Source organism: Marinobacter sp. UBA2498 (assembly GCF_002341575.1).
GTDB lineage: Bacteria > Pseudomonadota > Gammaproteobacteria > Pseudomonadales > Oleiphilaceae > Marinobacter > Marinobacter manganoxydans.
This window is the reverse complement of record NZ_DDOI01000013.1, coordinates 10,621-32,572: the sequence shown is the minus strand read 5'-3', so window position 1 is coordinate 32,572 and position 21,952 is coordinate 10,621. Positions and strand designations below refer to the sequence as shown.

21 protein-coding genes are annotated in these 21,952 nt (G+C 57.5%); 7 read left to right on the top strand and 14 right to left on the bottom strand.

The annotated features are described in order from the left end of the window. A partial coding sequence (locus B2W52_RS01485; RefSeq protein WP_286801049.1) for an efflux RND transporter permease subunit occupies positions 1 to 2,494 on the bottom strand: 2,494 nt, incomplete at its 3' end. Next, positions 2,494 to 3,594, bottom strand: coding sequence for an efflux RND transporter periplasmic adaptor subunit (locus B2W52_RS01480; protein ID WP_008173339.1), 1,101 nt, complete (start codon positions 3,592 to 3,594; stop codon positions 2,494 to 2,496). The genes B2W52_RS01480 and B2W52_RS01485, both read right to left, overlap by 1 nt. Positions 3,595 to 3,820: 226 nt before the next feature. On the opposite strand from B2W52_RS01480, the gene B2W52_RS01475 reads away from it, so the two are divergent. After that, the gene (locus tag B2W52_RS01475; RefSeq protein WP_008173338.1) at positions 3,821 to 4,327 is read left to right on the top strand and encodes a J domain-containing protein; all 507 of its coding nucleotides are present in this window, start codon (positions 3,821 to 3,823) and stop codon (positions 4,325 to 4,327) included. Between the two features lie 2 nt (positions 4,328 to 4,329). Here the strand turns inward: B2W52_RS01475 and B2W52_RS01470 are convergent, their stop codons facing one another. Beyond that, positions 4,330 to 5,118 carry a secretin N-terminal domain-containing protein gene (locus tag B2W52_RS01470; protein ID WP_053113151.1) on the bottom strand — a complete coding sequence of 263 codons (789 nt, stop codon included), beginning with the start codon at positions 5,116 to 5,118 and terminating at the stop codon, positions 4,330 to 4,332. Between the two features lie 360 nt (positions 5,119 to 5,478). On the opposite strand from B2W52_RS01470, the gene B2W52_RS01465 reads away from it, so the two are divergent. Further along, a complete protein-coding gene (locus B2W52_RS01465; RefSeq protein WP_053113150.1) occupies positions 5,479 to 6,531 on the top strand; it encodes a 3-deoxy-7-phosphoheptulonate synthase in 1,053 nt (350 codons plus the stop codon). On the opposite strand, the gene B2W52_RS01460 is transcribed toward B2W52_RS01465, so the two are convergent. Then, entirely contained in the window at positions 6,476 to 7,147 is a 672-nt protein-coding gene (locus B2W52_RS01460; protein ID WP_053113149.1) for a LysE family translocator, read from the bottom strand. The two genes, B2W52_RS01465 and B2W52_RS01460, sit on opposite strands and share 56 nt — an antisense overlap. Positions 7,148 to 7,320: 173 nt before the next feature. Between B2W52_RS01460 and B2W52_RS01455 the strand changes: the two genes are divergently transcribed. Next, on the top strand, positions 7,321 to 8,763 hold the full coding sequence (locus B2W52_RS01455; RefSeq protein WP_273069955.1) for a dihydrolipoyl dehydrogenase: 1,443 nt from the start codon (positions 7,321 to 7,323) through the stop codon (positions 8,761 to 8,763). Positions 8,764 to 8,781: 18 nt separating this feature from the next. Here B2W52_RS01455 and B2W52_RS01450 read toward each other — a convergent pair whose 3' ends face one another. Then, positions 8,782 to 9,057, bottom strand: coding sequence for a DUF2061 domain-containing protein (locus tag B2W52_RS01450; protein ID WP_202945859.1), 276 nt, complete (start codon positions 9,055 to 9,057; stop codon positions 8,782 to 8,784). A gap of 229 nt (positions 9,058 to 9,286) precedes the next feature. On the opposite strand from B2W52_RS01450, the gene B2W52_RS01445 reads away from it, so the two are divergent. Beyond that, positions 9,287 to 9,760: a Dps family protein gene (locus B2W52_RS01445; RefSeq protein ID WP_014578457.1), complete on the top strand. Its 474-nt coding sequence runs from the start codon at positions 9,287 to 9,289 to the stop codon at positions 9,758 to 9,760. Between the two features lie 157 nt (positions 9,761 to 9,917). After that, on the top strand, positions 9,918 to 11,642 hold the full coding sequence (locus B2W52_RS01440) for a choice-of-anchor I family protein (RefSeq protein ID WP_273069958.1): 1,725 nt from the start codon (positions 9,918 to 9,920) through the stop codon (positions 11,640 to 11,642). Between the two features lie 63 nt (positions 11,643 to 11,705). Here the strand turns inward: B2W52_RS01440 and B2W52_RS01435 are convergent, their stop codons facing one another. From B2W52_RS01435 to B2W52_RS01410, 6 genes are all read right to left on the bottom strand, one after another. Further along, the gene (locus B2W52_RS01435; protein WP_014578455.1) at positions 11,706 to 12,830 is read right to left on the bottom strand and encodes an NAD(P)/FAD-dependent oxidoreductase; all 1,125 of its coding nucleotides are present in this window, start codon (positions 12,828 to 12,830) and stop codon (positions 11,706 to 11,708) included. After that, positions 12,830 to 14,143 carry an SAM-dependent methyltransferase gene (locus B2W52_RS01430; RefSeq protein WP_273069961.1) on the bottom strand — a complete coding sequence of 438 codons (1,314 nt, stop codon included), beginning with the start codon at positions 14,141 to 14,143 and terminating at the stop codon, positions 12,830 to 12,832. Before B2W52_RS01430 ends, B2W52_RS01435 begins: the two co-directional genes overlap by 1 nt. Positions 14,144 to 14,369: 226 nt before the next feature. Further along, positions 14,370 to 15,665, bottom strand: a complete 1,296-nt coding sequence (locus tag B2W52_RS01425) for a TRAP transporter large permease (protein WP_053113144.1) — start codon at positions 15,663 to 15,665, stop codon at positions 14,370 to 14,372. After that, positions 15,662 to 16,207 (bottom strand): TRAP transporter small permease subunit, encoded by a 546-nt coding sequence (locus B2W52_RS01420; protein WP_008173316.1) that lies wholly within the window; start codon positions 16,205 to 16,207, stop codon positions 15,662 to 15,664. The genes B2W52_RS01425 and B2W52_RS01420 overlap by 4 nt, the downstream gene beginning before the upstream one ends. Before the next feature lie 102 nt (positions 16,208 to 16,309). Beyond that, entirely contained in the window at positions 16,310 to 17,386 is a 1,077-nt protein-coding gene (locus B2W52_RS01415) for a TRAP transporter substrate-binding protein (protein ID WP_008173314.1), read from the bottom strand. A gap of 145 nt (positions 17,387 to 17,531) precedes the next feature. Continuing rightward, on the bottom strand, positions 17,532 to 17,990 hold the full coding sequence (locus B2W52_RS01410; RefSeq protein ID WP_008173312.1) for a hypothetical protein: 459 nt from the start codon (positions 17,988 to 17,990) through the stop codon (positions 17,532 to 17,534). 118 nt (positions 17,991 to 18,108) lie between these two features. Here B2W52_RS01410 and B2W52_RS01405 point away from each other — a divergent pair, with 118 nt between their 5' ends. Then, positions 18,109 to 19,176 (top strand): beta-N-acetylglucosaminidase domain-containing protein, encoded by a 1,068-nt coding sequence (locus B2W52_RS01405; protein WP_273069963.1) that lies wholly within the window; start codon positions 18,109 to 18,111, stop codon positions 19,174 to 19,176. A 9-nt stretch (positions 19,177 to 19,185) separates the two neighbouring features. Here the strand turns inward: B2W52_RS01405 and B2W52_RS01400 are convergent, their stop codons facing one another. Continuing rightward, positions 19,186 to 19,896 carry an SIMPL domain-containing protein gene (locus B2W52_RS01400; protein WP_273069965.1) on the bottom strand — a complete coding sequence of 237 codons (711 nt, stop codon included), beginning with the start codon at positions 19,894 to 19,896 and terminating at the stop codon, positions 19,186 to 19,188. Between the two features lie 116 nt (positions 19,897 to 20,012). On the opposite strand from B2W52_RS01400, the gene B2W52_RS01395 reads away from it, so the two are divergent. Beyond that, a complete protein-coding gene (locus B2W52_RS01395; RefSeq protein ID WP_008173304.1) occupies positions 20,013 to 20,546 on the top strand; it encodes a macro domain-containing protein in 534 nt (177 codons plus the stop codon). A 9-nt stretch (positions 20,547 to 20,555) separates the two neighbouring features. On the opposite strand, the gene B2W52_RS01390 is transcribed toward B2W52_RS01395, so the two are convergent. Together B2W52_RS01390 and B2W52_RS01385 are read right to left on the bottom strand one after the other, a co-directional pair. Then, entirely contained in the window at positions 20,556 to 21,500 is a 945-nt protein-coding gene (locus B2W52_RS01390) for a ChaN family lipoprotein (protein WP_104270826.1), read from the bottom strand. A gap of 88 nt (positions 21,501 to 21,588) precedes the next feature. Beyond that, the gene (locus B2W52_RS01385) at positions 21,589 to 21,768 is read right to left on the bottom strand and encodes a hypothetical protein (RefSeq protein WP_008173301.1); all 180 of its coding nucleotides are present in this window, start codon (positions 21,766 to 21,768) and stop codon (positions 21,589 to 21,591) included. Positions 21,769 to 21,952: the final 184 nt, after the last annotated feature.

The window sequence follows — 21,952 nt, the reverse complement described above, 5'->3', positions numbered from 1 at the left end:
CGTAGGTGTAACCCTGCGGGAAAACTTCGGCGGCGGTCTGCTCCATGAAATCCATGGCAGTGCCAGCGGCCACCCCGGGCATAACCACACCTTGAAGGGTCAGCGAGTTCTGCTGGTTGAACTGGGTCCGGTTGGACGGTTCAACATCCCGGGTAAAGCTGACTACGCTGCCCAGAGGCACCAGTTCGCCGTTGTCCGCTCGAATGTAGTATTCATTGAGGGCCTGGGCATCCAGACGGAACTCCTGGTCAACCTGTGGTATGACCTGGTAGGAACGTCCTTCCATGCTGAAACGGTTAATGTAGCCACCGCCAAGCATGCTCGACAGGCTCTGGCCGACGTCCTGCATGGACAGGCCAAGGTCAGCTACCCGATCCCGATCGACGTTGATGCGCGTGACAGGACGATCAAAGTTGATGGACTTCTGCAGGAACATGAAGTTGCCGCTGCCCATCGCTTTGCCCAGCATTTCATCAGCGACCTCGTTCAACTGTTCATAGCTGCTGCCAGTGGTAATCACGAACTGGAAAGGCAGGCCTCCACCCGATCCTGGCAGAGAAGGGCGAGGGAACACTGCGGTTTGGAGGCCGGTCACCTTCTTGAGCTCGGCATCCAGCATCGGTTGTGCTTCGAACTGCGTGATGTCGCGCTCGCTCCAGGGCGCCAGCTTGAAGCCGCCAAACACCGCGTTGGGGCCGGTGATGCCAATGATCATGAAGTCCTCGTTGTAGCCGGGGACCGTCTCCATGCGGTTCTGAACTTCATCACCGTGCTCGGTGAGATAATCGAGGGTGGAAGTCTGTGGGCCCAGTCCCTGGTAGAACAGAATGCCCTGGTCCTCAGTGGGCGCCAGTTCGTTTTCGCTCATGCTGACCATGAAGTAGATGGAGCCGAGCACCACCAGGGCGAAAAAGATCACCACGGACTTGGTCTGCATCAGGGACGAAAGGGCAGCTTTGTAACTGGCAGAGAGTCCGTTGAAAGAGCGTTCTACCAGGTTTTCGAACTTACCCGGGTTGCCATGGGGCTTCAGCACCATACCCGACAACATCGGAGAGAGCGTCAGGGCGACGATCCCGGAAATAACCACCGTACCGGCCAGCGTGAATGCAAACTCGGTAAACAGAGATCCGACCAGTCCTCCCATGAAACCGATGGGCGCGTAGACTGCTACGAGGGTGGTCGTCATGGCAATAATCGGAACCGCCATTTCCCGGGCGCCGTTTATGGCTGCATCAAAACGGGATTCACCCTGCTCAATGTGACGGTGCACGTTTTCGACCATGATGATCGCATCGTCCACGACCAGACCGATGGCCAGCACCATGGAGAGCAGGGTCAACAGGTTCAGGGAGAAGCCGAACATCAGCATGATGAACGCGCCCCCAACCAGTGAAAGGGGAACCGCGACTGATGGCACGATAGACGCCCGGATGGAGCCAAGGCAGAGGAACACCACCACGAGAACGATGATCATGGCTTCCAGCAGTGTCTGGATAACCTCGTTGATGGAGTCTTCGATAAAGTCTGAGGCGTCGTAAGCCAGGCGAACATCCAGGCCCGAAGGTAGTTGGCTTTCGATGTCCGGCAGCTCGTCCTTCACCAGGCCGGCGACGGTCAGCGGGTTGGCTCCGGGGGCCAGTTCAATCGCCACGTAAGTGGCAGGCTGTCCCTTGTAAAGAGCCAGTTGATCGTAGGTCTCCGAGCCCAGTTCGACTCGGGCGATGTCCTGCAGTCGGATCTGGGTGCCTTCGGACTGTTTGACGACCAGGTTGCGGAACGCATCCGGATCAGCGACGTCGGTGTCGCTGGTCATGCTGATTTCGGTGTAGGTGCCCTTGGTGTTACCTACGGCAGCCTGGTAGTTGTTGGCGCGGAGCTTTGCGACTACCTCCTGCGGTGTCATGTCGACGGCCGCCAGGCGCTCCGGATCCAGCCAAACCCGAAGGGCAAATTTACGCCCCAGCAGTTCGGCCTTGCCGACACCGGAAAGCGCCTGCAGTCGGGGCTGGACAACGCGGGTCAGGTAGTCGGTGATCTCGGGCACCGCCAGCTCGTTACTGTAGAAGGCGATATACATCAGGGCGGTTGAGTCACCGGTGGTGGAGGTGATGACCGGGTCCTGGGCCTCCGCCGGCAGAACGTTGCGCTGGCTCGCCACCTTCGCCTGGATTTCAGCAAGGGCTGCGTTGGCGTCATAGTTCAGCACCATTTTGGCTTCAATGGTGGAAGTGCCCTGCGAGCTTGTGGATGTGAGATAGTCAATGCCACTCGCCTCGGCAATGGCCTGCTGCAGCGGCGTGGTAATAAAGCCTTTGATCAGGTCGGAGCTGGCACCGGGGTAGGCCGTTGTCACGGTCACCGTGGTGCTTTCAAGCTCAGGGTACTGCCGGATTTCCATTTCCATGGCCGCGCGGGCGCCCAGAAGCAGAATCAGCAGGCTGACCACCGTCGCCAGTACGGGACGGTGGATAAAAATGTCGGTGAAGCGCATTACTCAGACGCCCCCTGCTTCTGCTCTTCGTCCTGAATGGCAACTTTCTGACCTGCGCGCAGGCGCAGCAACCCCTTCTCTACAACGGTTTCACCAGCTTCCAGCCCGGACAGAACGGCTACGCGGGTGTTGCGGGTTTCGCCGGTGGTTACCGTGCGACGATTAACCACCAGATTCCCGTCGTCATTCTCTTCAACGACAAACACAAAGTCGCCGTAAGTGTTGTAGGAGATGGCGGTGCGCGGCACCGTGACTACCTCGTTGTCTTCCGGTTGCTGCGTCAATACGGTGGCAAACATGCCAGGGCGTAAGAGGTTGTCCGGGTTAGACAGCGTGGCGCGAACCCGGACAGTCCGGGTCTCCGGGTTAACCGAGGTGTTGATTGCGCTGACGGAACCCTCGAAATCCTGCTCCGGAACAGCTGCGACGGTGGCGACCACCGGATAGCCTGTTGCTACGTTCGGCAGGTTTTTCTCGGACAGGGTATAGTCGACATAAATCGGATCCAGCATGTTGATCTCGACAATTGGGGTGCCGGTGGCAATGTATTCGCCCTGGTCGACCATCCGGATACCGAGCGTGCCATCGAAGGGCGCGCGGATAATTTTCTTGCTCAACTGGGCCTCGGCTTCATTGACCCGCGCGCGGGCGGCGTCGAAATTGGCCTTGGCTTCATCGTATTGGGACTGCGACACTGCGCGCTTGGGTAACAGGTCGGATACCCGTTTGAATTCCTGCTCGGCCAGTTGCGCCTCGGCACGGCGAGTGCGAAGGGCAGCCTCATCAATGGCGGCGTCAATGCGGATCAATACATCGCCCTGTTTGACCACGTCGCCGGATTCGAAATTGATGGCCTCAATCACACCGGGTACCTCATTGGCAACCCGGATGCCGTTAATGGCTTCAACACTGCCCACGGCCTTGATGGCCGGTGTCCAGGCTTCGTTCTGAGCCTCAACGGCGGAAATCTGCGCCGGCGGTTGGGGCTGGGACATCTGCTCTTGCATCTGGCCAAACTGGTAGAATTTGTAGCCGAAGATGCCTCCGAGCACTACGCCGAGAAATATAATGACGATCAGAAAGCGGGAAGCAGTGCGCATGATTCGGGTCCTGAGGATCTGTGTCAGATTTTGGGAAGCATAGCATCCTACAAAACAGGGTCGCTAATGTCACCGGGTTGTAAGTATTTCTATCTAGACTTCGGATTGGTCAGATTTGACAGATATCATGGTCGTTTTCTTGGCGGGGGGTTTTCCGCGCAGGGCACTGGTAATGTAACAGGCGACAGTGACAGAATTACGACGGTATTCAGGGTGAGGATCAACAATGCAGTGGATTCTGGGAATCGCGTTGGCAGCCGCCGTGTTTGTGATTCTGAAACAATGGGGTGCGTTGTCCGCCGAAAAGAAGAAGGCGGCCACCTGGAAAGTTATCCTGGTCGTGGGCGGCGCACTGCTGGTGTTTATGGTGCTAACGGGCCGGATCCATGTGCTTACAGCGGCGGTGGCGGCCGTTATTCCGCTGTTGCGCAAACTCCCCGCCTTGTTGAAGTTTGCCCCTGAAATCAACCGGTTCATGGGGTCGAAACAGCGGGAAGACGGGCATGCGCAGGGGAACGATCACGCTGGTCCGGGCGCTGATCTGGTCGGCCAGATGTCAGAGCGCGAAGCCTGCGATATCCTCGGCGTGAAAGCCGGTTGTGCCGAGGAGGACATCGTGATGGCCCACCGCCGGCTCATGCAGAAACTGCACCCGGATCGCGGCGGGAACGACTACCTGGCGGCCAAACTGAACGAAGCCAAGCAGGTCCTGCTGGGCAAGCGCCACGCCTGATATCAGGGCAAAACGTCGACCCGCACTTCAAAACTCTGGTTCTCGGACCGACTGCTGTTCACCTGATAGGTAATGCCACTGCGCTCCTGGGTTGATCGGGTTGCGGTGCTTCCCAGTGTTACCCACTGTCCCGGCTCCACACGCCGGATGGTGACTACAGCCTCCGTTTCGTAGCCGTTCAGGTTTGCCGGTTCTTCCTCGAAGGAAACAATGCTCAGTTCGACCGCCTGATCAGAAATAACCTGGGGGCTGACCAGAAAGCCACTGCGCGTTTCGACCTGCTGTAGAAAGGCAGCAGGATTTCGGCCACCACGAACAGCGACGGGGATTGTCCGGACCTGGCCCGAGGTGATGTGTGCCGACTGGCCATCCTGCATGATCACTGATCGTTCCTGAGCGCTGCCGGTACTGGTAACGCGACGCTCTGCGGATATTCCTGCCTGCCCGTTGGACGCGGAGATGCCGGCACCTGAGCGCTTGCCGCCGCTGTCGGTTCTGGAGCGAACGGTGATCCGAACCTGGACTGGCGCTACATCCAGCGTTTCGACAAGCCGTCCGATTTCCTCCAGCAAGGGCGGTTCGCCGCGCACCACCAGTTGTTGCCCCCTTGCAGTCACGGTTACGGGCGAGCCCTGATAGAGCTCGCGGATCTGCACCGCCACATCGTCGCCCGGCCTGTTGTTGAGCTGGTAGGTGCGGGACTCGGCCTGGGCCAGAATCTGGCTGGAGATCAGCCCAAGCAAGAACGCCAGGGCCAGCTGCAGAGGATATCGTCGGACAAAATAGACCATTGATTGCTCCCAACCCTGATGTCGGTGGTGAAAAAACTCCGGCATGCGGGTTGCCAAGGTGAAAACCGTGGGTATATATTGAAAAGCATGAAGACGACACACGCGACCTGTCAATTGAATGTTTTGCAAGCTTTCGGCGCCAAGCCGGCGGCTGCAGTCGCTGCTGTGTTTTTCTGGTGGTTTGGTTATGGCTTTTATTTTAGCCAGAGCCGGGGCCGCCCATAGGATCTTCATCGAACGAATAACGAGGAAGGCAGCCCGGCAGAAAACCCAGGCTGCCACCGGACTCGAAAAGCCCCGACTGGTAGCCCACCAGCCGGGGCTTTTTTGATTCTGACGCAGGGAAACGGAAGCACTGACATGAATATGTCCTTGAACACTGAACTGACACACCAGGTAGTCGGATCACCGGCCACCCACCGGGAAGAAGTGGTTCTGCCAACGCCGGCGGAGCTCAAACTTCAGATGCCGGCCAGCGACGACATTGTCCGGCAGGTCGATGAACACCGGCAGGCAATCCGGCGGATTCTGCAGGGCAGCGACACGAGAACGCTGATCGTCATGGGGCCCTGCTCCATCCACGATGAGGTGGCCGCACTCGAATACGGGGAAAAGCTGAAAGCCCTGGCGGATGAAGTCAGTGATCGCTTCCTTATCGTTATGCGGGCCTACCTGGAAAAGCCTCGGACCACGGTGGGTTGGAAAGGGCTGTTGTACGATCCGGAGCGCACGGGTGCAGGCGATCTGAATGAGGGGCTGCTTCGTTCCCGTCGCTTGTTGCTGAACCTGGCGGCCATGGGGCTGCCGCTGGCCACCGAAGCCCTGAGCCCGTTCGCAATGGATTACTTGGGCGATCTGGTGAGCTGGACGGCTATTGGTGCCCGAACCACCGAGTCGCAGGTGCATCGGGAGATAGTCAGTGGGCTACCCATGCCGACCGGCTTCAAGAATGGCACCGATGGTGGTATCGCTGTCGCTACCAATGCCATGAAGTCGGCGTCCCATCCCCATCATCATCTTGGGGTTTCGGCAACAGGCGCGCCGGTGATGATTACCACCCGGGGCAACCCCGACACCCATCTGGTGTTGCGCGGTGGCCGCGGTATCACCAATTACGATGCGGCCAGCATTGAGCAGGCCGTGGGCGCCCTGGCAGAGGCGGGATTGTCCACAGCCGTCATGGTGGACTGCAGTCACGACAACGCCTGCAAGCAGTCAGAACGACAGCTGGATATTGCCCAGGACGTGATGGCGCAGCGCCGCGCCGGTAACCACCATATCCGGGGTCTGATGCTGGAAAGCTTCCTGGAGCCGGGGCGTCAGGACGACGGCGAAGATCTGCGCTACGGCTGTTCGATCACCGATCCGTGTCTTGGATGGGCGCAGACGGAGGCTCTGATCCGCTCACTGTAGACAGCAGTAGCTGTCCGGCCAGCAACAGGAGAACGCCGCCCATCAGCCGGTCGAGCCAGTGCCCGAACCGGTTAAACCCGCGGCGGACGCGGGGCAGGGTAAAGAAAATGGCAACCATGGCGAACCAGAGTGCCGTGGCCAGGGCCATGTAAATGCCATAGCCGGCCTGGAGCACAATGGGTGTGCCTGGGCTGATCACAACAGAGAAAAGGGACACAAAGAACAGCGTTGCCTTGGGGTTCAACGCGTTGGTCAGAAAGCCCAATCGCAGGGCTGCGATACCGGACTGTCCACCCGTCGGATCCTGTTCCACATGAATGCCGCCGGCCCTTGCCCGCAGGCACTGGACGGCAATCCAGGCAAGGTAAAGTGCCCCCAGCACCTTGAGAACATTGAAGAGCACGATCGATTGCTGGATCAGCAGGCCAATGCCCAGCAGTGAATAACACACATGCACCAGAATGCCCCCGCCGATACCAATGGCGCTTAGCAGCGCGTTTCGCCGGGTCTGGCACAGAGCCTGTCTGAGCATCACGGCAAAGTCCGGCCCGGGACTGGCCACTGCCAGCAGGTGGACAAAGGCTACCGTCAGAAATTCCGGCCAGTAACTCTGCATCTTCCCAATTCCTCCGTTGAGACGTCCGTTGCCTGAAAAGTCTGACAGCATAGGCGGAATCGGTGCGTTTTTCATCGTGTGGGTGAAACTTGTCACGGCTTCTATACTGGGGGCACAGCCGTCCCAATCTTCCCTGTTCCCGATTCCGGGAATGCCTGTCAGGAGACCCTTGTATGGAAAAGCGAACCGTAGACGTTGCCATTATCGGAGCTGGAACCGCCGGTATGGTGGCTTACCAGCGCGTGCGCAAACTAACCGACAAGGTTGTGCTGATCGAAGGCGGCCATTATGGAACCACCTGCGCCAGAGTCGGGTGTATGCCGAGCAAGTTGTTGATCGCGGCCGCTGATAACGCTCATCAGATGCAGCTTGGTGAGCTTTTCGGCGTGTCTGCCGGGGATATCAGGATCGACGGAAAGCGGGTGATGGAAAGGGTGCGAAGCGAACGGGACCGCTTTGTTGCTTCGGTGATTGATTCGGTCGAGAAGTTTCCGGATGCGCATCGAATGGAAGGCCACGCCCGGTTTGCCAGCCCGAATCGTCTGGTCGTCGACGGCAGTGTCGAGCTTGAGGCGGGGCGTATCATCATCGCCACAGGCTCCCGACCCAATGTTCCCGGGTTCCTGAAAGATGCCAAGGATCGGCTGGTTGTAAACGACGATATCTTCGAATGGCAGGATCTTCCCGATTCGGTGGCAGTCTTTGGCCCGGGGGTGATTGGTCTGGAGTTGGGCCAGGCCCTGAGCAGGCTGGGTGTGCGTGTCCGTATGTTCGGGGTTGGCGGTTCGGTTGGTCCTATCCAGGATGAAACCATCCGGAATTACGCGCTGAAAACGTTTAATGAAGAATTTCCTCTGGATCCGGATTCGGATGTAAAGAAGGTTGAACGTGTTGAAGAGGGCGTTGCCATTACCTTTGAGAATGGCAACGCCGATGCAAAGACGGAAACCTTCGATTACCTGCTGGCGGCTACCGGGCGTCGTCCCAACGTCGACGGGCTGGATATCCAGAACGCCGGTATTGAGCTGGATAAAAAGGGAGCGCCGCTGTTTGATCCCCATACCCTGCGTTGTGGCCAGAGCCACATATTTATCGCAGGCGATGCCAATAACAGTCTGCCGCTGTTGCATGAGGCAGCCGACGAGGGCCGGATCGCGGGCGACAACGCCGGGTCATACCCGGATGTGCGAACCGGGCTTCGCCGCACGCCGTTGGCCGTGGTCTTCACCGATCCGCAGATTGCGACGGTGGGGCTGACGATTCACCAGGTTGATGAGCGCTGCCGCGGCTGTTTCGCCGTTGGAGAGGTGTCCTTCGAGGATCAGGGCCGCAGTCGGGTTATCGGCAAGAATCGGGGCCTGCTCAGAGTTTATGGAGAGCATGGAAGCGGCCTGTTCATGGGCGCAGAGATGTTTGGCCCGGCCGCGGAGCATATTGCCCACCTGCTCGCATGGTCTGCCCAGCGAAGGCTGACCGTCACCGAGATGCTGGAAATGCCCTTTTATCATCCGGTTATCGAAGAAGGTCTGAGGACCGCACTCAAGGACCTGAACCGCAACCTCAGCATCGGACCGGCGCCAGAGGAGGGTTGCACCGATTGCGGGCCGGGTGTCTGAACCGGCCCTTAAAAGGAATCAACAGATATGAGGCCTCGCCTCGCTCAGCGTTCCCTCTGGAACCCTTGTATTTCGCTGGCGCCGCGCCCAGATCTTTTCGTGGAAGAAATAGGCAACCGTGTTGATGGCCGGTTCCACCATGGCTATGAGGCTTCCGATGAGCAGGTCACCAGTGAGCAGGTAAGCCACGGTAAAAGCGACGGTAAAATGGGTGAGGGCGAACGTTACCGTCTTTATCAGCGACTGGTCGCCATTCGTGCCATGGTTGTGTACGAATAGTTTTAACGCGCTCATGGTTGTCTCCGGTGTCGTTCTTTAATGTGATCATTAGACGCCGGGTGAGAATGATTGTTAAATGAAATGTATTGAGATGATTGATAGGTTAGAGCTATCTGAATTTCTTCTTCTATAGGGTCATGCATCGCTCCTATTATCGAGATTAGCAAACTAAACTTCCTGACGACCGCCGATCAGGCGTATATTCAGATATAAACCTGTTATATAACCGCGAAGGAGAAGCGTTATGGGTAAGAATTTCATTGGTCTTGATACCGAGAAAACGGCAAAGCTTGCTGATTCCCTGAATGATCTGCTGTCCAACTATCAGATCTTTTATATGAATGTTCGCGGCTACCACTGGAACATCAAAGGCGACAACTTCTTTGAGCTGCATGTAAAGTTCGAGGAGCTCTACGACGATCTGCTACTCAAGATCGACGAGATTGCAGAGCGGGTTCTGACGCTGGGCCATCGCCCGGCTCATGCCTACAGTACCTACATAGAGCGTTCGGAAGTGCCGGAGCGAAAAGATGTTTCCGACGGCAAGGAAGCGATGGACAACATCGTCGAAAGTTTTGCCAAGCTGATCGGCAAACAGCGGACACTGCTCAGTCTGGCCGGTGAAGCGGACGACGAGGGTACCGTTGCCCTGATGAGCGACTATATCTCCCAGCAAGAGAAGACGGTGTGGATGTATCGCAGCTACCTCGGTCACTGAGCCGAGTGCGCTGAATGAATGGCGACCCTGCGGGGTCGCCATTTTTTTGTCGCTGCAATGCGTTTGTCATCAGATTGTCTTCTGTCTGACGCAGTTATGTCACCTTGCCTCAATAACGTGTGTCGTGAACCAACACACTTTAAAAGACGAGGCGAATATGGAACTGCGTAAATCCCTCCTTGGTACCGCCATACTGGCAACAGTTCTCGGCCTTGCCGGCTGTGACGGCGACGACGGCACAGACGGTGCACCTGGCACCAGTCAGACGCTCATTGAGCTGAATGTGGTGGGCTCCTATCAGGCGGAAGGAGAGGTTTTTGACGAGAGTGCTGCCGAGATTGTCGCCCACGACCCCTCGAATCAGCGACTATTCGTAGTGAATGCCCTCGCCAGTACGATCGATGTGCTCGATATCAATGATCCAGCGATGCCTGTGAAACTGAGCACGATTGACGCCACAGCTGAGGGTGCTGCTGCAAATAGCGTCGCGGTTTATGGTGATCTTGTGGCAGTGGCCATTGAAGCCGAGAACAAGCAGGCAAATGGCAAGGTTGTGTTCTACAACAGCACGGACCTCAACAAAGTTGGTGAAGTTGTGGTTGGCGCGCTGCCCGACATGGTGACCTTCACGCGTGATGGCATGAAAGTGCTGGTTGCCAACGAAGGCGAGCCGAGTGACGACTATAGCGTCGATCCTGAAGGCTCAGTCAGCATTATTGATCTGTCCAACGGCGTAGCGTCTGCCACCGTGACCACCGCCGATTTCACCGGTTTCAATGCTGACCAGGCCGACCTGGTAACCGCGGGCCTGCGGGTCTTCGGCCCAGGCGCCACACTGGCCCAGGACATGGAGCCGGAATACATAGCCGTATCCATCGACAACACCAAAGCCTGGGTGGCCCTGCAGGAAAATAACGCCGTTGCCGAACTGGACATCGCTGCCGGTGAAATCACGGCCATCGTGCCGCTTGGCTTCAAGGACCACAGCATCATCGGCAACGAACTGGACGCCAGCAACCGTGACAGCGGTATCAACATTCGCAACTGGCCAGTGAAAGGCATGTACATGCCCGACGCCATCGCAAGCTACGGCTACAACGGTAAAACCTACTACATCACCGCCAACGAGGGTGATTCGCGGGATTACGATGGCTGGACCGAAGAATTCCGCATGGGCGACCTGACCTTGAACCCAGCCGGTGAGCTGGCGGCCATAACCAATCTGTTGGAAGACGAAAACCTGGGTCGTCTCAACACCACCTCCACCATGGGCATCAGCAACGGCTGCGACCCATCACAGCTGCCCGCTGAACTCGGCGACCTGAACGGTGACACCAATGTGGACGTGGACGACGTCAAGTTCTACGTGGAAAACAGCTGCGAATACGACACCCTGTACAGCTATGGGGCACGCTCATTCAGTATCTGGAGCGCTGAAGGCCAGCGTGTTTTCGACAGCGGCAGCGAATTCGAACGAGTCACCGCTAGCCTGATCCCCGACAACTTCAACGGCAACAATGACGAAAATTCCTTCGACAATCGATCGGACGACAAGGGCCCTGAGCCGGAGGCGGTGGCCGTAGGCATAATCAATGGCCAGACTTTCGCGTTTATTGGATTGGAGCGAGTTGGCGGCATCATGGTCTACAACGTTACTAATCCCCAGAATCCGGAGTTTGTCCAATATCTGAATAATCGAGATTTTTCGGTATCCCAGGCGGATCTGGAGGCGGGTATGGCCGGTGATCTTGGACCGGAAGGCCTGGCGTTCATTTCTGCGAATGACAGCCCCAGCGGTAAGCCAATGCTGGCGGTTGGCAACGAAGTGAGCGGCACCACGACGCTGTACAGCATCGACGTAATTGAACTGACTGCAAACTGAGTTCTGACCCTGAAATAAACCCGGAAGCATCATGATAGGTGCTCCCGGGTTTTGCTTTTCGCCTCAGACAGCAACTTTCAACGGTGGCACCTCCTGGTGCAGGAACCACTTCTCTGTAACCACCTTGCGGGTAAACCAGTGGGAGCGCATCAGGCTGCTGGCCAGAGGCATCTTGACCCAGTCAGGAACCTGCCAGCCCTGGTCTGGCTCGGAGGCGCGAGTGCCGAAGCGTTCGGCAATGGCATCACCGTAAATCTGCAGGGAGGAGGCTGAGTAGTCGGTGGCCTCGCCGATCACATCGGCTGCCAGAAGGGCGGATTCGATCGCCGGCCGGATACCCTCGCCACTCTGGGTGTAGGCGAGGCCAGCGGCGTCGCCAATCAGCATCACACCGTCGTCCACCAGGGGTCTGTCGGCATGGGCGTAGAGCAGATAGGCGTGGCCCTTGAAGCGTCCGGGCAGGTCTTGTGGAATCCGGCCGGTGGATTTCATTTCCTCAACAAACGCTTCCAGATGCCCTGTCAGCTTGTGGTTGTCTTCCCGGCCCAGGCCAATATTCAGGAAATTGCCTTTACGGAACACCCAGGCATAGCCCTTCAGGTCCCGACAGAACCAGAGTTCGGGCGTATCGCCCCGGGCCAGGCAGGCTGAAGCCTGGTCCGGTGTCATTTCAAATTCAACCTCTTTGGCCGCCACAACGGTTTCATGGCCACCGGGGCCATCCCCCAACAATCGCGCAACCGGGCAGAAGTGACCGCCGGCACCGACAATAAGAGGCGCTTCCCAGGTGTCATTGACGACCCAGTTGCCGTCTTTACGAACGATGGATTTGACCGGCGTGGCCAGCTGTTTCGGAGCATTGACGCGGCTGAGCAGGTAGTCGTCAAATTCACACCGGCGAATACCATAGCTGACTACGTCGCCGTGATCGTTCTCCACGGCCGGCTGGCCCATCATCCCGATGCGAAACCGCCGGATGGGTTGCAGGGTTCGCCCGCGGGAGTATTCCTCCGGGTCAATGTTCAGGGTCTCCATCACGGCAGGCGTAACCCAGCCTGCGCAGGTTTTGTCCCTGGGGAAGTTCTGTTTATCAATGATCAGCACTTTTTTGCCGCTGTTTTCGAGGGCGCTGGCCAGGGTGGATCCGGCAGGGCCGGCCCCAACGATGATCAGGTCGTAGTAGTCCATCAGGCCTCCTCGGGTGCCGCAGGAAAGTCGTAAAGATCCCGTCTGTTCCGGGGAAGTTGGTTATTGTCGCCATGGCTGAAGACCACCTGGAACAGCTGCAGAGAACCTGCCCGGAAGGCGGCGATGGAACCGGCCAGATACATGCGCCAGGCCCGGGTGAAGTGGCCGTCGTACATGGCAGTGACCTTGTCCTCGTTCTGGTTGAAGCGCTCCATCCAGTGACTCAGGGTCTGGGCGTAATGCAGGCGCAGGTTCTCGACGTCCAGGACTGAAAAATCGCCGTGCTCACAGATCTGCATGAATTCGCCGATGCTCGGCGGATAGGCACCCGGGAAGATGCGTTTCTCGATCCATGCGTTCATCAGCATCGGGCGGTTGCGGCCAATGCTATGCAGCAGGGCAATGCCGTCAGGCTTGAGGCTGCGTTTGACCAACTCGGACAGGGCCTCGTAATTCTCCTTGCCCACGTGTTCGAGCATGCCGATGGATACGAAGGCGTCGTATTGCCCGCTGATGTTCCGGTAATCGTCCTCGATATACTCCACCAGATGATCGAGTTCCTGCTTGCGAGCTTCTTCTCGGGCAAATGCGAGTTGTTCCCTGGAGATGTTGTAGGAGTGGACCTTCACGCCGTAATTGCGGGCCATGTAGCGGGCCAGGCCACCCCAGCCGCAGCCGGCCTCGACCACCGTCATGCCGGGCTTTAACCGGAGTTTGCGGCAAACGTGCTCGAGTTTGGCTAGCTGGGCCTGTTCAAGGCTCAGATCCGGCGTCTCGTAGTAGGCGCAGGTGTACTGCATTTCGGCGCTGTCCAGCCAGAGCTGATAGAACTCGTTGCCCAGATCATAGTGATGGTGAATGTTTTCCTTGGCTTCCGGGATGCCGGTGGATCGGGGGTTGTGGTTGCGCCACAGGGCCTCCAGCCATTTCGGCCACTTCTGACGCGCCTGGTGAACGGACCGGTAGAGGGTTTCCATCAGGTCCGGCAGGTCACCTTCCACCTCCAGGCGACCGGCGCTGTAGAGGTCTCCGAACGCCAGGTTGGGATTGGTTACCAGCGCGTAAAGGGCTTTGGGGTCGGTCAGATGCAGGGTGAACTGCGCGTGTTGACCCTCCGGTTCGATCACATCGCCGTTCCAGAGCCGGAAGCGCAGCGGCGGTGATCCCGCCATCCGCATGAGCTTGGCGATCAGCCAGCGCTCGTAAGTGTGCGGTGACCGGTCCACGTGGGTATTTTCCAGTGGCAGGGTCAGAACATGGCTTTTGGATTCTTGCCCGTTGTCACGGGTTTTCTGGGCAGTGCTCTGGTTCATGGACTCCGCTCTCCCTTGATAACCTCAACATCAATGTTTTTGTCGATGCGCGCGCGCCAGGGTTCCCGAATACCAGTCTGAGAATCGCCGGTTGTCCGTTCAGTATAGAAAACAGTGAGATTTTGTCAGGTTGGCTGAAAATAGAGGAAAACTATTGGAAGGATAGCGAAGAGCGAAAATAGGCGGATAAAAAAATGCCGGGCCCAGGGGCCCGGCATTATTCGGGTCAGTATGAGGAGCTCATACCAAACCACTCAGGGAAAATCACAATCAGCGCCAACACGAACATCTGTATCAGGATGAAGGGCAGTACGCCTTTATAAATATCGGTCGTTCGCACTCCCGGCGGTGCGACGCCTTTGAGGTAGAACAACGAGAACCCGAACGGTGGCGTCAGGAAGCTCGTTTGCAGGTTCATGGCAATCAGGATGGCGAACCAGAGCATGTTGATGCCCATAGCTTCCGCCACCGGGGCAAGGATCGGCACGATGATGAAAGAGATTTCAACGAAGTCGATGAAGAAACCCAGTACCAGAATGACCACCATGGCCAGAATGATGAAGCCCCACTTTTCGCCGGGCAGCTGGAGCAACCATTCTTCCAGCAGATAGTCGCCGCCGGTGTAGCTGAACACCATGGAGAAGGCTGTTGCACCGATCAGGATCGCGAAGACCATGGCGGTCACCTTCACAGTATCCTTGGATGCATCCCATACCATCTTGAAGGAAAACTGGCGGTAGATGATGGCCAGAACCACGGCGCCAACCCCGCCAAGAGCGGATGACTCGGTTGGCGTGGCAATGCCGGTGAAGATCGAGCCCAGAACCACCACAATCAGTGCCAGCGGCGGGATGATCGCCAACAGCGCATTGAAGACTTCCTTTTTACGGGACACGCCTGGCTCATCCGGCATGGCCGGCGCGGTTTCAGGTTTCAGTCTGGTCAGCACCAGGATGTAGATGATGTAAAGCCCCACCAACACAACGCCGGGCCAGACCGCGGCCTTGAACAGATCCCCAACCGGAAGGCCAAGGACATCGCCCAGAATAATAAGGATGATGGATGGCGGCACGATCTGACCGAGGGTGCCGGACGCACAGATGGTACCGGTGGCCAGTCTCTTGTCGTATTTATGCGCCAGCATGACCGGCAGCGAGATCAGACCCATGGCAACTACGCTGGCGCCTACAACACCGGTAGAGGCGGCCAGCAGTGCACCGACCAGAATCGTCGAGATAGCCAGGCCACCGGGCAGGCCACCGAACAGACGGCCCATGGAGGTGAGCAGTTGTTCCGCCAGCCTGGTGCGTTGGAGCACCACGCCCATGAAGATAAACAGCGGTACTGCCATCAGAACGGTGTTCTGCATCACGCTCATGATGCGATAGGGCATGAAGGCAAAGAGATCCATGCCCTCGGCGAAAATTCCGAAAAACAGCGCAACGCCACCGAAGGTGAATGCAACCGGGAAGCCCAGCATCAGCATCAGCAGGGCCACACCGAACATAATCATACCGATCATGCGAGGCCTCCTCCGCTGTGTTCACCTTCATACTCCTTGTCCCCCGCCATCACTCGTACGGCGTAAGTCGCCATATTGAGGCCGGCAATACCGATGAAGACGGCACTGACAGGGATAACGGATTTGATAATCCATCGGTGCGGCAGCCCGCCCGGATCACCGCTACCTTCACCCATGCTGTAAGAGTCGAGGGCGAAATCGTAGCCGTAAATGCCGATCAGATAAGCGAAGGGAATGACGAAAATGAAGGCGCCAACAAGGTTGACCCAGGCCTTGGCCTTGTTGCTCCATTTGGTGTAGAAAACGTCGACCCGAACATGACCATCCGTGCGCAATGCGTAGGGAATACCCAGCAGGAACACCACAGAATAGAGGTGCCACTCCATTTCCTGCATGCCGATTGAAACGTTGTTAAAAGCGTATCGGGCCACTACGTCGTAAAAGACGTTGGCTGCCATCAGTATCATCGCGACACAGGCAACCCAGCCACAGAAGATGGACAGCCGGGCAAGCCCGTCGTCCAGTTTGATAATCCACCGCATTGATGATCCCCCGCCAAACGGACTGGCGCTTTTATCCGTTGCTATAAACGACAAAACCGGGATCACTCAGAGAGCGATCCCGGCTCCGTTAAAGCCTATATCTTACTCGACTTCGGCCATAGTGTTGAGGTAGGCGCGCTCAGAAATGTTGGTGTAAGCGCGGCTCTGCTCAAGATAGTTCTGCTGGGAGTCGATAATCTTGGCAGCCATATCGCTTTCAGCAGCTGCTTCTTTCAGCAGCTTGTTGTTGGCTTCGTACATGGCGTCAAAGATTTCGTCTGGGAAACGCTTGATCTGGACATTCGGGTACTCTTCGCGAATATTAGCCCAAGCTTCTGCGTTGGCGTGCTGGGAGTGAACCAGCATGTCGTAGGACGCAGTGCGCATGGCAACACGCATGATCTCCTGCAGGTCCGCTGGCAGCTTGTCCCAAACCCGCTTGTTCACAAGGAACTGGAGTTCGGTCGCAGGCTCGTGCCAGCCGGTATAGTAGTAGTCGGCGATCTGCTGGAAGCCGAGACGCAAGTCCAGGGCAGGACCTACCCACTCAACAGCATCGATGGTGTTGCGTTCCAGAGCAGTGTAAAGCTCGCCCGGGGCGATGTTGGTCGGGTTAACGCCAACTTCTGCGAACACTTCACCAGCGAAGCCAGGGATGCGCATTTTCAGACCCTGAAGGTCTTCCAGCGAGTTAATTTCCTTGCGAAACCAGCCGCCCATCTGAACGCCGGTGTTACCGCCCGGGAACGACAGCATGTTGTGCGGCTCGTAGACTTCCTGCATCAGCTCCATGCCACCGCCGTGGTAGAACCAGGCGTACTGTTCCATGGCGTTCATGCCAAACGGCATACTGGTGAAGAACAGGGTCTCTGGAACCTTGCCTTTCCAGTAGTAGGATGCGGAATGGCCCATGTCGTACTGACCAGCCTTGACCATATCAAACACGCCCAGCGGGGCTTTGTGCTTGTTGGCGGAATCGATGCGGACTTTCAGGCGTCCGTCAGACATTTTCTCGACGGTTTCGGCAAAACGCTTGGTGGTGTCACCGAAAATCGGGAAGTTTGGCCCCCAGGTTTCTGCAAGGCGGAGTGTGAAGGTATCTTGGGCGAGCGCCTGCGAGGAGGCAAAGGTTGTTGCCACAGCCAGCACAGCCGCGGAAAGAACAGAACGGATCTTCATTGCTCTTCTATCCTCTTATCTTTTTTGTGGGTCGAGCGTCTCCCCTTTTGGGGAAAATCACTCTTAATGCTAGTTCACGTTAGCAATTATCGTTAACAAACGAAATCAAAAACCGCTTGGTGTACGACCTTGGTCGTACGGCGGATCAGATGTCGTCCATGCGGCTGATCTGGCTCGACAGTCGCATGGCCTCGTGCTCTTCGAGGGAAAGCAGATCCTCAAGCAAGGCCTTGGCCTCGGGAATCTCTGCCTTGCCAATCAGGGAATCGTAGAGATCCATCACCTGGTCGTGGAACTGGAAGATTTCCCTGGCAATATCCTGAAAGCTCATTGACGCGTAGTGCGTGTAGGAGTCAGCACTGGCCCTAATTGGTTTGTGGTTCAGGTAGTCGTACATGCGGGTATTGAGAGCCTTCGGATCAGCCTGTTTCTCGAATTCCCGTACGGCTTTCTCGAGAATGGTTTCGTGGCTGGACAGGTAGTCGAGGAGGGCGCTGGCTCGCTCGTCGTTGTTGAGCTTGGCGGACTCTTTCAGGCACCTTGCAAGATGCGCGTGCAGTTGCCTCGTCCATTCGATGAGATCCTCGAACGTTTTTATTTCCATTGAGTTGCTCCTTGTCGGGCAGTTCGGTTGTAGTTGGCTTTACTGGTAAGTCTAGTCAAACTTGGAGGTTACAGGGTACCTGAACCGGGCCCGGGAACCAGCGGAGCGGAAATCGGCCATGGCAACGACACTCGGCATCATTGAAGGATTTTACGGCCCCATGTGGACCTGGCAGGAGCGGCGGCAACTGGTTCGCACCCTGGCGCCCCATGGTTACGGATTTTATCTCTATGCCCCGAAGGCGGATGTTTTTCTGCGTCGGAAGTGGCAGCAGCCGCACCCGCCGGCGATGGCCGCGGAGCTGGCCGATTTCTCGCGCTTTTGCCGTAACGAAGGCGTTCGTTTTGGTGTCGGCCTGAGTCCGTTCGAGGTGTTCAACCGGTTTGACGACGAAGCCAGGGCGTCGCTGGCAGAAAAACTCGCCCTGCTGGAGCGCATCGGGATAGATGAGCTGGCGATTCTGTTCGATGACATGCGGTCAGACACTCCGGACCTTGCCGGTACCCAGACGGACATTGTGCACTGGGTCCGTGACCGTACTTCAATCAAACAGCTGAGTGTCTGTCCCAGCTATTATTCCGATGATCCGGTTCTCGACCGCGTGTTCGGGGAGCGTTCGGCGGATTATCTGGAGACGCTCGGGCGCAAGCTGGACCACTCGGTGAACGTGTTCTGGACCGGAGAGGAAGTGTGTTCCCGGGAAGTGTCACCCGGCCATCTGAAACGTGTCGGAGACCTGCTTGGCCGCAAGCCGGTGCTCTGGGACAACTACCCGGTCAACGACGGCGACCGGATGTCGCAACATCTGCACCTGCGAGCCTTCACCGGGCGACCGGCGGCCAACGCGGCGCACCTTGCCGGCCATGGTATCAATCCGGCCCTGCAGCCAACGCTGACGGCCATCCCGGCTATCACGCTGGCGGAGTCCTATCGCCTGGGGCCCTCCTATCAGTACGGCCAGGCATTCCGCCATGTCGCCCGCGAGGTGCTGGGCAGGGAGTTGGCAGCGCAGCTGCATGCGGATTTACTGGTGCTGCAGGACGCCGGCCTGGGCCGGATCAGTGATGAAAAGCGCCAGAGCCTTCAGCACACCTACGATGCCTTTGACCACCCTGCAGCCAACGAGATTCTGCGCTGGCTGGCGGGTGAATATCAGGTGACCGATGAGATGGTGGCCACGCAGTAGGCGGTTGGCCTAGCGAAGGTAATATTCGACGGTTGAGACTACCCGGACGGTTTTTACCGGCTGTTGCTGCTCCATAATGCCCGGCGCCTGATCCCGGGCCAGAATCTGGAAAACGCCCTGATTGGCGCGTCGCAGCCCCCCGAGTTCCGCTTTCGCATCCTGGGCGAACTGGTCGGCAGCTTCCCGGGCCGATGCCGTTGCCTCGGCAATCATCTCCGGCTTGATGTCGTTGAGCCCGTTAAATACGTACGTCGGGCCGGGCGGGCCGTAGTCCGAAGACAGCACCACTCCGGAGTCCACCAGTTCACTGACACCCTGGGCTGCCTGCCGGATCCGGTCGATGTCAGTACTGCGCACCATCAGCGTCTGGCTGATGATGAACTTCTGCTCTCCGTTGTTGGCCTGGTAGGGGTTGGCCCGGGTATCGGTAACATCCAGGCGCTGGAGTTCGACCGCATTCTGGTCAATGGCCTGCAGTTTGAGGAACGCCATGATCGCGTCCCGGCTGCTTCTGGCCCTTTCCTGGGCTTCACTCAGGGACGCACCGGTGGCGACAAAGCGGATCGGCCACAGGGCCAGATCGGCATTCACTTCCCGTTCAGCCACACCTTTAACGGTCACGTAGCGGTCGCCGGTGCGCAGATCGGTCAGGCCATTGCCAATCAGGGCGGCAGAAATGATGGCACTGACGCCGAGAATCACTGAGGCAAAAAGTTTCATGGGGTGTCCCTGTATTACGTCACCGGAATGTTCCGGAAAGCATCCGGTGTCTGGCTGCTATCCTGAGATCATGGTCAAGATTAGCGTTTCACGCCCCAAGCGAAAAGGAAGGAAACATGACGGTTGTGAAAGTTGAGTGCATCAGAGGAAACATTGCTGAACAGCAGGATATGGATGTGATCGTCAATGCCGCCAACGCCGAACTGTTGCCAGGGAGTGGCGTGGCAGGCGCCATACACAGCGCCGCCGGACCGGGGCTGGCAGAGGAATGCCGGGCTCTGGCGCCGATCAGGCCGGGGCAGGCAGTTATCAGCTCGGCTCACGAGCTGCCAAACCAACACGTAATCCATTGTCTGGGGCCGGTTTACGGGGTCGACGAGCCATCCGACCGTTTGCTGGCCGAGTGTTTCAGAAATGCCCTGTTGCTGGCAGATCGGCATAAGCTGACGTCCATCGCTTTTCCTGCCATCTCCACCGGGGTTTTCGGCTATCCACTGCAGGATGCGGCGGCAGTGGCCATGAAGGCGGTGTCTGACACGCTGGCGGAGCTCAACTCTGTTCGCCTTGTCCGGTTTGTGCTGTTCAGCGACGAGGACCGGAAGGTGTTTGAACAGGCACTTGAGTTGGAATCGGGCCTGTCAGGCCGGTAGCCGGCCGTTTCAGTCACAGCTTTTGTCGGTCGAGCGGCGAAAGCGGGCTGTCATCGCCTCACGTTCCCGCTGGGCGTCCCGGAATTCGTCGGGCAGAGGCTGGATAAAGTAGATGAAATCACCCTTGGCGCGATTATTCTCCAGGGGCGCTTCGTTGACGTCCCAAGGCCAGAAAGCCGGGCTTACGATGGCGACTGAGATTTCAGGCGCGCGCTGTTTCAGAAACGCCACGGTGCCCAGGCCATTTTCACTGTGAAAGGTGCCAGTCACGTGCAGTACCTGGTGCTCCGGGTGCTCTGTCCGCGCCTGAAGAATACGTGTTGCCATGGCGTTGTCCCTGAGCAACTGGGCCTTGTAGGTGTTGTCCATCCGCTCGCTCATGGTGTCGTCTGCCTGGTGGCTTGCACCGATGGCCGCCATGAACTTTTCCCGGTATTCCGGGGTGTCCATGAAGGGTTTGGCGGGTAATTTCTGTCTCAAGGTGTCTGAAATACGGTCGAGATAGCCCGGGCCCTTGCGGCCAACGCAGCGGACCACGTCGGCCGGCGCATTGGACGCGATCACCGGAAGGTCGTGCCGGCGTGCAAACTCCACCAATGGACGATAGGAGGCACGGTAATTGTCCCAGGCTTCGGCGTCTTCGATCATTTCGGTTTCGCCCGTCTCTCCCCGCAGATAACGGTTCAGTTCGTCCTGACGATCCAGGTTGAACTGCTCCATGCTGAGAATCTGCTCCGGCCGCAGCCGAAACAGGGCGCTCTGAAGCCGGGATTGCAGAAGGTGTGAGCCATGGTGCCCGTGGTATTCCCCGACAACCACAACATCGACGTCGGCTAGTTGCTGCGCCAGTTCTTCCGGAGTCAGCGCGGTCTTGTTTGCCGGGTTTACGAGCAGGGCATCGTACTGGGTTTGCGGTGCCGAATTCAGCGTGTCGGGGGCTTTCGATGAAGGCATGGCAGTGCATCCGTTCATAACAGACAAAGTGGCAAACAGCAGGATTGGCGCGATAGGTTTCATCATAGTCTTTACGTAATGAACCCCGTCAGGATTTCTTTTTACGATCTTCGCGCCAGTCCGATCCCAGTCTTTCTTCCACGTATTCCCGAATGAACTGGCGCACTTTCTGGGATGGCGTCACATCTTCCTGCTTGCACAGTTCTTCAAAGGCGGCCTTTTTCTCGGGATCGATCAGCAACGTCAGGCGGGCAGTGCGGTTTTCCATTGGGTTTTTCTTTACCTCGGGTGGCTTTCGATGATGTTAACCGTATTAACATTGAATGCAGATATAATGAGCATATAATTAGTCGTTAAAAGTTGCAATTAACGAGTCACCCATGCCGCATCGAGCCCACCTTTTTTCTCTCCGGATGGCCCACGCATTCCGGGAAGCGTGTATTGATGAGCCC